The 5,733-nt window shown below is 61.1% G+C and carries 3 protein-coding genes; all 3 read left to right on the top strand.

From position 1 onward, the window contains the following. Positions 1–1,992 (top strand): calcium-binding protein (locus tag FFS57_RS24165; protein ID WP_283204931.1); only part of this gene is annotated, 1,992 nt, incomplete at its 5' end. A 99-nt stretch (positions 1,993–2,091) separates the two neighbouring features. After that, complete coding sequence (locus tag FFS57_RS24160; RefSeq protein ID WP_137940391.1) at positions 2,092–4,236, top strand: type I secretion system permease/ATPase; 2,145 nt, start codon at positions 2,092–2,094, stop codon at positions 4,234–4,236. 12 nt (positions 4,237–4,248) lie between these two features. Beyond that, on the top strand, positions 4,249–5,679 hold the full coding sequence (locus tag FFS57_RS24155; RefSeq protein ID WP_137940390.1) for an HlyD family type I secretion periplasmic adaptor subunit: 1,431 nt from the start codon (positions 4,249–4,251) through the stop codon (positions 5,677–5,679). Positions 5,680–5,733: the final 54 nt, after the last annotated feature.

Genomic DNA, 5,733 nt, shown 5'->3' with positions numbered 1-5,733 from the left:
CTGGATGGCGGGGCTGGCAACGACACCCTGGACGGTGGCGTTGGTAACGACACGCTGAAAGGCGGTCTGGGCGACGACCGGTATGTCTTCGCCGGCAATTTTGGCACCGACGTGGTCGAAACTGGCAGCGGGGCGGATGTACTGGCCTTCACCGACTTGACCAGAGCAGCGCTGGGCTTCAAACAGGCAGGCAAGGATCTGCTGGTTGCCGTCAACGGACAAGCCGGACAGTCCGTGCGTGTCGTCAATCACTTTGCCGGGGCCGCCACGGCGCTTCATTCGATTCAGGTTAAAGATGGCGTGTTGACCGCTGCCGAGATTCAGCGTGCCGTCACCACCCCGGTCCCGACACCTACCCCGACACCGACGCCTACTCCTGTTCCGACACCGACGCCGACCCCGGTACCTACTCCCACACCCGGTGGCAACGACACGCTGGTCGGCACGGCGGATGCGGATGTGCTGCTGGGCGGGGCCGGCAATGACGACCTCAGCGGCAAGGCCGGCAACGACACGCTGATCGGCGGCAGCGGTGACGATACTTACCGTTTTGCTCGGAGCGAGGGTCAGGATGTGATTGACAACAGTGGCAACGGCCACGACACCCTGCGCTTCAGCAATGGCGTGAAGTTCAACGATGTTGCCAGCAACCTGGGCCGCAGTGGCGACGATCTGGTGCTCAAGATCGCCGGTACCAGCGATCAGGTCACCCTCAAGCGCTTCTTCCAAGGTGGCGAGCATTTGCTGGAAACCATCGCGTTTGATGATGGTGGCCAGCTGACAGCCCAAGCTATCTTTAGTGCGTTTAAGTTACCCGTCCCGGCGACTACGTCGGCATTCGATTCCCAGAAAACCGGTACTGACACGGCTGAAACATTGACGGGTACCGCTCAGCGCGACCGCTTGGTCGGTTTGAACGGTCATGACAGCCTGCAAGGTGAAGCCGGTAACGATCAACTCGACGGGGGCAACGGCAACGACACGTTACGCGGTGGGGCTGCAAATGACCTGCTGTTGGGCGGGCGTGGCGACGACACCTATGTGTTCGCCAAAGGTGATGGCCAGGACGTGATCGACAACCTCGGGGGTGGCACGGATGTGTTGTTGTTCGAAGGCATTGCCTTCAACGAGGTGAGCCGTGGCCTGATGAAATCCGGTAATGATCTGACCCTGAAGGTCGCCAACAGCACCGATCAGGTGACGTTGCGCGACTTCTTCCTGGGTGGCGATCAAGCGGTCAAGACCATTCGTTTTGCCAGTGGCGGCGAACTGACCGCAGCCAAACTGTTTGAAGTATTCAAACTGACCAACCCGGATCCCGTCGGGTCACCCGTGTATGTTGACCTGCCGAATGACAGTCGTTTCGGTACCGTGCTGGCAGGTCAGGCCGGCAACCAGTCCATCATCGGGTCCACCGATGCAGACATGCTGGATGGTGGCGCTGGCAACGACACCCTGGACGGTGGCGCCAACAACGACTACCTGCTGGGGGGCCTGGGTAACGACACCTACCGCTTCAACAGTGGCTTTGGTGCCGATACCCTGCAGGAGAACGACGCCACTGTCGGCAACCGCGACGTGATCCAGTTCGGTGCCGGACTGACCCGCGACCAGTTGACCTTCAGCAAGACCAACAATGATTTGGTGATCGGCATCAAGCGCACTACCGACCAAGTCACGGTGAAGCACTGGTTCCTGGGCACACAGCATCAGATCGAACAGATCAAGACGGCAGACAATCAGACCATCCTGAACACCCAGGTCGATGCGTTGCTGAGCACCCCGCCAGCAGCCATGGTCCGCCGGGCCGATGCCGGCACGCTGGATCGACAGACTGCCCGGCTGGTGGAAGCCATGGCGTCATTCAGCCCCACCAGTGCCGCGGCCTCGTCGTCGAGTCTGAGTGGGGACACCCCGCAATCCATGCTGGCAGCCACACCAGGGAACTGGCGCCATCATGCGGGGGATACCACCACCATGCTTCGCTGGTAAAACGTGAAGTAATGTATTAAATCAATAAATTAAGGCTTGTTTGTACGCTTGCCACCCCACACATCCTGTGTGGGGTGGTTGTTTTTGTATTGGTAAAACATGGATTCCGAATCTCAAGATGCTTCCCAAGACCCGCCGGCAGTCGATACCGGCCTGGTCTGTCTGGTGATGCTGGCACGGTTTCATCAGCTGGCGGCCGAACCCGCGCAGTTACAGCATCAGTTCTGTGCCCCCTCGCAATTGTTTGGGGTACCGCAGATCCTGTTGGCCGCCAAGCAATTGGGGCTGAAAGCCAAACGGGTGGTGACCCAGGCCAGTCGCCTGTCTACCACACCGCTGCCCGCCATCGCGGAAGCGGCTGCCGGTGGCTTTTTCATCATCGCCCGGGTGGAGGGCGACCAGGTACTGATTCAAGATCCGCACGTGGGGCGACCGCAGATTCTCAACCAGGCCGAACTGGCCGCCCGCTGGCAGGGTGGATTGATGCTGTTCACCAGCCGGGCCGCATTGGCCGGGGAAATGGCCCGCTTCGACTTCAGCTGGTTTATCCCCGCCGTGGTCAAGTACCGCAAGCTGCTGGGTGAAGTGCTGTTGATGTCGTTGTTCCTGCAGCTGTTTGCGCTGGTGTCGCCGCTGTTCTTCCAGGTGGTGATGGACAAGGTGCTGGTGCACCGTGGCTTGACCACGCTGGATGTGATTTGCTTTGGTTTGTTGGTGATTTCGCTGTTCGAAATCCTGCTGACCGGGCTGCGCACCTACTTGTTTGCGCATACCACCAACCGCATCGATGTCGAACTGGGTGCACGGCTGTTCCGTCACTTATTAGCGCTGCCACTGGCGTACTTCGAAGCGCGGCGAGTGGGCGATTCCGTGGCGCGGGTGCGCGAACTGGAGCACATCCGCAACTTCCTGACCGGCCAGGCGCTGACGGCGGTGCTGGATCTGCTGTTCTCGGTCGTCTTCCTGGCGGTGATGGCCTACTACAGCCTGTGGCTGACCTTGATCGTGGTACTCAGCCTGCCGGGCTATTTCCTGATTTCCGCCTTCATCACCCCCATCCTGCGCCACCGTCTGAATGAGAAATTCAATCGGGGCGCCGAGAACCAGGCCTTCCTGGTCGAGTCGGTGAATGGCATTCAAACGGTCAAGGCGATGGCGGTGGAACCCCAGATGACCCGACATTGGGACAATCAGCTGGCGGCCTACGTCAGCGCTGGGTTCCGGGTCACCGCCTTGGCCAACCTGGGTAGCCAGGGGGTGGCGTTGATCAACAAGCTGGTGACGGTGCTGACCCTGTGGTTCGGTGCCAGACTGGTGATCGAGGGCCAGTTGTCGGTCGGCCAGTTGATTGCCTTCAATATGCTGGCCGGCCGGGTGGCAGCCCCGGTGATGCGCCTGGCACAGCTGTGGCAGGATTTCCAGCAGACCGGCATCTCGGTGGCCCGGCTGGGCGACATTCTCAATACCCGCACCGAAGTCCCCAGTGCCCATCGTGCGCAACTGCCGACCATTCAAGGGGAGATCGAGTTCGACCAGGTCGGTTTCCGCTATCGCCCGGATGGCGCAGAAATCCTGCGTGGGGTGTCCCTGACCGTCCAGGCAGGGGAGGTGATCGGCATTGTCGGCCGCTCCGGGTCCGGCAAATCCACGCTCACCAAACTGGTGCAGCGCCTGTATGTGCCGGAACGCGGCCGGGTGCTAGTGGATGGGGTGGATCTGGCCTTGGCCGATCCGGCCTGGTTACGTCGGCAGATCGGCGTGGTCTTGCAGGACAACATGCTGTTCAACCGCACCATTCGCGACAACATTGCCCTGGCCGACCCCGGCATGCCGATGGACGCGGTGATGGAGGCGGCCAAGCAGGCCGGCGCCCATGACTTCATCGTGGAATTGCCGGAAGGTTACGACACCATGGTCGGCGAGCACGGCGCGACCCTGTCTGGCGGCCAGCGGCAGCGGATTGCCATTGCCCGAGCACTGGTCACCAACCCGCGCATCCTGATCTTTGACGAAGCCACCAGTGCACTGGATTACGAATCGGAACGCATCATCCAGCAGAACATGCAGCACATTGTGCAAGGGCGCACCGTACTGATCATTGCCCACCGCCTGTCGGCCGTACGGGATGCCCACCGCATCATCGCCATGGATCGTGGCCAGATCGTCGAGCAAGGCTCGCATGATGAGCTGATGGGCCAACCCGAGGGCTATTACGCTTACCTGCATGCTTTGCAGCAACATTAACGGAGACCCACCATGTTCACAGCCTCTCCCCGCCTGCAAGCCTGGCGGGAGCTCCTGAAGCGCTATGCGGCCGTCTGGCAAGCCGCCTGGGTCGTCCGTGACGAGTTGGCGCCGCAGGCCCGACTCCCCCATGAAGCCCAGTTCCTGCCCGCCGCCTTGGAATTGCAGGACACCCCGCCGTCGCCCATCCCACGCTGGACCGCCTATACCTTGATGACACTGTTCGTGATCAGTCTGTTGTGGGCCTGCTTCGGCAAGATGGATATCGTGGCGGTGGCGCAAGGCAAGATCGTGCCCAGCGATCGGGTCAAAGTCATTCAGCCACTGGAAACCGCCCGTATTCAGCGCATCCTGGTGAGTGAAGGCCAGTCGGTCACTGCCGGCCAGACCCTGATCGAACTGGACACCACCGAGACCGGTGCCGAGCATGATAAAACCCGTAAGGCCTGGCAGGATGCCCAGCTGCAGACCCGCCGTACCCGCCACCTGCTGGATGCCCTCGATCGTGGCACCCTGTCGGCGCTCCCCACCCAAGCGGAGATTCCTCAGGAGGCGCTCGACAATGCCCAGCGCCTGATGCAAAGCCAATATGCCGAATACCAGGCCCGGCTGGCCACCCTGGCAGCCGACCTGAGTAGACGCCAGGCCGAACAGGACAGCACGCGAGCGCTGGTCAGCAAGCTGGAGCAGACCCTGCCGATCGCCACCCAGCGGGCCGAGGACTATCGCAAGCTGGTCGATCAGCATTTCGTGTCCAAACATGGCTATCTGGAGCAAGAGCAAGCCCGGATCGAACGGGAGAAAGACCTGGCCTCGGCCCGTAGCAAGCTCCGTGAACTGCAGGCGGCCATTGCCGAAAATCAGAAGCAGCGCGTGTCGTTGACGGCTGAGTTCCGCAAAACCCTGCTGACCGAACTGACCGCGGCCGAACAACAAGGCGCCGCCCTGCAGGAAGAGCTGATCAAAACCGGCAACCGCGCCCAGCTGCGTACCCTGACCGCCCCGGTGGCAGGTACGGTCCAGCAACTGGCGGTGCACACGGTCGGTGGGGTAGTGACCGAAGCCCAGCCACTGATGGTGATCGTGCCCAAGGACAATCCACTGGAGATCGAGGCCTGGGTGGACAACAAGGACATCGGTTTCGTCTATGCCGATCAACCCGCCACCGTCAAGATCGAGACCTTCAACTACACCAAGTACGGCACCCTGAAGGGCAAGGTACTGACGGTGTCGGACGATGCCATTGCCGATGAAAAGTACGGGCTGCGCTACCATGCCCGGATCCGGTTGGATCAGACCCGGATCAAGCTGGAAAGCAAGGAAGTCAACTTGAGCCCGGGGATGGCGGTGAGTGTGGAGATCAAGACCGGACAACGCCGCTTGATCGAGTACTTCCTGAGCCCGTTGATGGAGTACGGCAGTGAGAGTTTAAGGGAGCGCTGAGCAGTCACGGTGTCATGACGGGGGTATGCCCCGTCGGCATTGGCAAGATGGTGT

It is taken from the genome of Chitinivorax sp. B (genome assembly GCF_005503445.1).
In the GTDB taxonomy this organism is placed as follows: domain Bacteria; phylum Pseudomonadota; class Gammaproteobacteria; order Burkholderiales; family SCOH01; genus Chitinivorax.
The sequence above is the reverse complement of the archived record's forward strand: the minus strand, read 5'-3'. Positions and strand labels throughout refer to the sequence as shown.